Source organism: Pleurocapsa sp. CCALA 161, assembly GCF_003003995.1.
GTDB lineage: Bacteria > Cyanobacteriota > Cyanobacteriia > Cyanobacteriales > Xenococcaceae > Waterburya.
This window is the reverse complement of sequence record NZ_PVWF01000217.1, coordinates 1-4,474: the sequence shown is the minus strand read 5'-3', so window position 1 is coordinate 4,474 and position 4,474 is coordinate 1. Positions and strand designations below refer to the sequence as shown.

The following is a 4,474-nucleotide window of genomic DNA, read 5'->3' as shown; positions in this document are numbered from 1 at the left end:
TATCGCCTAAAAGCTTGTGGAATAAGACTTTATGTCTATAAATATCAATTTCTACCTCTTATTAGGACACTAATCGGATGTAGAACAACATTACACATAATTTGCTATTTATAGACATACAACTCACACATAAACTAGAATTGAGGTATGAAATTGGGGAAATAAAGGTGATGAAAAACACGATCGTTCAAAAAATAGAGATACCCAAGTCGAAGGAGGAGGCAGCGACAGTAATACTCAAACAACTAGAAAACTTGTTTGAGGTTGCCGAACCAGAAGACTTGATACGCATCCAACAATCCCTTTTACCGAAAGTGGTTTCTCCCGAAGAGAGAGAACTAGCCAAAAAAATTGCTGGGAAGGACTATGTCGAACCCAGTTCCAGTAGATTATTAGAACTACAGCTTGGCAACTTAGAGCGTTACTACCAGCGTCGTCGAGAACTTTTAGTGGGTAGTATAACTTCTTCCAAAGTAGCAGAGCTATTAGGATGTGAGAATAGATCGACGGTTCGCGATCGCAGGTTGGCTAAAAGAATATTGGGAATCAAGGACAAAGGGGTTTATAAGTATCCGCTTTGGCAATTCGATCCTGAAGGAGATGATGGCGTAATTGATGGTTTGACCGAAGTCTTAGCAGCATTAGATGTTTCTGACTTTACTAAGCTCAATTGGCTTTTGAAGCCTCATTTAGCTATGAACGGTAGGACTCCAGTTGAAATGCTAAAACAGGGAGAAATAGAGGCAGTAGTAGTAGAAGCAAGAGCAGTAGGTGTAGGCTGGTAATGGTTGTCCTAAAGGATACCGCTTCGCATATGGTTCTTATGCCTCCACCTATAGGCGGGATTAGTCCGACTCACGTAACTTTAAAAAGTAGAGAGGGACTAATTAGGATATTCGATCCGACACAATATGGTTCTACTGCTACTAGTTTTAGAAGCTATGGACCAATTAGTAGATTCGACCATCATCGAAAATACTCTAACAAGATCGATCCAGATAGAAGTGTTATTTATGCTGGACTGACTTTATCTTGTTGTCTGGTAGAGGTATTCGGCGATTGTGGGGTAATCGCGCTCGAGCAACGGCAGGTAGCATTTTTAACTCTGACAAACGACATAAAACTTCTGGATATAAGAGGTTCGGGATCGATGGGAGCGGGTACTGTAGCTGCTATTTCAGGCGTTACTCAAAGAGATATTTCCCAAGCATGGGGAAAATATTTTTATGAACATCCCGAACTATATGATGAAATTGAAGGATTGATATTTTCAGCAAGGAAGCGCGTCGAGGTTTCCTCGACAAGCGCAAGTCTTGCTTCAGGAGCGCACAACGGGGAGGACGCTATAGTCCTCTACGAACGAGCAAAACCTAAAATCGAATCGGCTAGGGTTGGAGTATTGAACTTAAATCATCCAGATTTAGTAGCTCCAATCCTAGAAATTGCTGAAGTTCATGGATTATTCGTTAAATGAAAATTGAAATTGTTCCTGTAGTAGTAGAAGACAAAACAACAAATGCAGTAAAAACAGAAGTTGAATCGCTAAAACCAGCGATAGTCGTCCCCGAAACGACAACTACGGTCTTAGAAGATATTTTTGCTCGATTTCTTCAAATGGAAGTAGGCAATGGTGCGGCTTCAGCTGATACGATTCGCAACTACCTATCCCAAACCAAGCAGTATTTAAACTGGTGCAGAGATAATTTACTCTCACCCACCGAGGCAGAGCCAGAAGACATCAAGCTGTACCGACAACATTTAGTTAACTCTGGATACGCTAACTCTACGATCGCGACCAAACTCAACATTATTAGAATATTCTACAAAGCAGCACAAACTCATGGGCTGATTAGCAATAACCCTGTAGCTAAAATTAAAGCTCCTTCAGACAGAAAAGACCCTGCTGCTCGGATTACCTTTATGGAGGCAGAGGAATTAAAATATCTTTTCGACTACATTCAATCTCAATTAGAGCGGGCGAGGACGAATAAAGACAGACTGAGCTTGTTGCGCGATCGCCTTTTGATTGGCATCATGAGCTTAGAAGGTTGCAGAACGGTAGAAATGCACCAACTCAAAGTAGCAGATATTGTCAGACAGGGCATTAAAACTGGACTACAGGTATCGGCAAAACGAGCTAGCAGGATCGTTCCTCTGACTGAAAATTTGACAGTCCAGCTAGAGGATTACCTTCAGTTAAGGCGCAAAGTTCTCAGAAGAAAAATCAAGCCTACAGATTATGTTTTTGTCTCCTTAAGTAACAACAATAAAGGTGGTCAATTATCCCGACGCAGTATTAGAGAGATCTGCGATCGCGCTTTGATTGAATGCAATCTCAAACATACTCCTGGTAGAACTCTTACCGCCCATAGTTTAAGACATACTGCTGGTACGCTGGCATTGCGAACGGGTTCTGACTTGAGACAAGTACAGGATTTACTAGGTCACGCCGATCCCAGGACTACTTCGATTTATGCCCATGTCGGCGATCGCTGGGAACACAACCCAGGAGCTAGTATTGAAGAAAAGCTTGATTTATCGTCATAACTAACTTTTTCGTTTAACTCAGATCTTGGCGAAAATATAGGGTTCGTGTAACCAGAGGCAGCGTAGTGAAATTTTGCTCTGAATGATAAGAAATACAAATATTAACATTGCCTAGTTCGCTTCATTCTAGGCAATGTATCATGAAAGTATAAACACCAGCATGAGGACTTGACCCATGCTACAAATAACTGCCCAACTTCCCTTAAAGGCAAAGTTTTCTCCACCGCCCAAAAAACTCTCAACTAGAGAAAGAGAATATCTGCGATCGCAAGAGGTTAAAGCGATGATTCGCACAGCCAAAAAAGTAGGTCGTCATGGCATCAGGGACGGGGGAATTATTTTACTGATGTTTCGTCATGGATTGAGAACGGCTGAATTAGTAGCCCTCAAATGGACACAGATAGATTTAGCAGGTGGTTACATCGAAGTCCATCGAGTCAAGAACGGTCGCGATAGCATTCATCCTTTACGTTCTCCCGAACTCAGAGCCTTACGGCAAATTCAGAGAGATTATGCCGATACGAGCTATGTTTTTGTCTCCGAACGCAAAGCTCCTCTCTCAACTCGTTCTATCCGCCACATCATAGCTAGAGCAGGAGAATTAGCTGGTATTCCCTTACTCGTTCATCCCCATCAACTGCGCCATGCTTGCGGTTACTATTTAGCGGCTCAGGGGCATGATACCAGAGCGATTCAGGATTATTTAGGTCATAAAAACATCCATCACACGGTTCGCTATACTCAGATGTCACCCCACAGGTTTGAAAACTTTTGGATGGACTAAATTAGAGAAGTTTCAAGTATTAGATTGATCGAACAATTATGAACAAAGAAGAATTGCTCAGAAGATATGCTGCTGGCGAGAGAGATTTTACTGGAGTTGATCTGTCCGAGGTCAAATTGATTGATGCCGATCTTAGCTTCACCATTATGGATAGAGCTTATCTTATGTTTGCCGATCTTAGTGGGGCTAATATGGAAGGGGTACGTCTTGAAGAGGCTGTTTTGCGAGAGGCTAACTTGACTGGTGCTATCTTGATTGATGCTATTTTCTTTCAGACCTATTTTGGAAATGCCAACCTCAGCTATGTCGATTTGACTGGTGCTGATCTGTCTGAATCTTCCTTCGATAATGCCAACCTCAGCCACGCCGACTTGACTGCTGTTAGCGAATTCTATGTCGAAAGTTTTGAAGGTGCTATCTTCGATGAAACTGTTATGCCTGATGGTAGCATTCGCACCGATGACCCTAGTAGCTAACAACTTATATCAATCTCTAAGCTACCAATGGTTGCGATAATCTTGAAATCCTCTCCTTCATATCCAACTTAAACAACCCATAAGGATTTACATGACTGAAAATTAAAGGAGTAATCGCTTGTAAATCCCTCGCCGTTAATCTATTCTGCCAATGCTCCTGCGCCAGCACACTCTGAATCATTAACGTATTTACATACACCAAACAAATCTGTAACAGATGCAAAGACAACACCGATAATTCCTGACTTTCGAGACGATTGGAAGCAAATTCACCACCTTTGCCGTAGAAGATAAAGTTATTAACTCCATTCCATCTCTCTACCACGTTCAAACCCTCATTAATCTCCCTGCGTATAGCTTCCGAGTCGAGATATTGACAGAGGAAAATAGTTTTGATAACTCTACCCAATTCCATCAAAGCCAAATAGGTAGGATGTTTAAAAGGATTCTTACTAAACCGTTTGAGTATAGCTTCAGTTTCGGCAGTACCCAGCCTCAATGCTGTAGCGTACTTAACCATTTGGTTGTACTGCTGCCGAATTAAGTCCCAGTTAATCGGACGAGTCATTACAGGTTCTAGATTGGGATAAGCATCAGCTTGTCCAGCATGAGGGCGATAGAGCTTCTGTACCTTAATCCTTTTGAGCCTGGGCATTAACTGAAAACC

Annotated in this window: 6 protein-coding genes; 5 read left to right on the top strand and 1 reads right to left on the bottom strand. The window is 42.0% G+C overall.

Annotated features, from left to right (window positions below; genetic code table 11):
* Positions 1 to 170 precede the first annotated feature (170 nt).
* From C7B62_RS24690 to C7B62_RS24670, 5 genes are all read left to right on the top strand, one after another.
* Positions 171 to 785: a hypothetical protein gene (locus C7B62_RS24690; protein WP_106244025.1), complete on the top strand. Its 615-nt coding sequence runs from the start codon at positions 171 to 173 to the stop codon at positions 783 to 785.
* Positions 785 to 1,474, top strand: a complete 690-nt coding sequence (locus C7B62_RS24685) for an RES family NAD+ phosphorylase (protein WP_106244022.1) — start codon at positions 785 to 787, stop codon at positions 1,472 to 1,474. The genes C7B62_RS24690 and C7B62_RS24685 overlap by 1 nt, the downstream gene beginning before the upstream one ends.
* Positions 1,471 to 2,547: a tyrosine-type recombinase/integrase gene (locus C7B62_RS24680; protein ID WP_106244020.1), complete on the top strand. Its 1,077-nt coding sequence runs from the start codon at positions 1,471 to 1,473 to the stop codon at positions 2,545 to 2,547. The genes C7B62_RS24685 and C7B62_RS24680 overlap by 4 nt, the downstream gene beginning before the upstream one ends.
* 175 nt (positions 2,548 to 2,722) lie before the next feature.
* Positions 2,723 to 3,331: a tyrosine-type recombinase/integrase gene (locus C7B62_RS24675; protein ID WP_106244017.1), complete on the top strand. Its 609-nt coding sequence runs from the start codon at positions 2,723 to 2,725 to the stop codon at positions 3,329 to 3,331.
* 38 nt (positions 3,332 to 3,369) lie between these two features.
* Positions 3,370 to 3,807, top strand: coding sequence for a pentapeptide repeat-containing protein (locus tag C7B62_RS24670; protein ID WP_106244012.1), 438 nt, complete (start codon positions 3,370 to 3,372; stop codon positions 3,805 to 3,807).
* Between the two features lie 16 nt (positions 3,808 to 3,823).
* Here C7B62_RS24670 and C7B62_RS24665 read toward each other — a convergent pair.
* Positions 3,824 to 4,474, bottom strand: a 651-nt coding sequence (locus C7B62_RS24665; RefSeq protein ID WP_146132215.1) for a Tn3 family transposase, incomplete at its 5' end; no start/stop codon positions are given.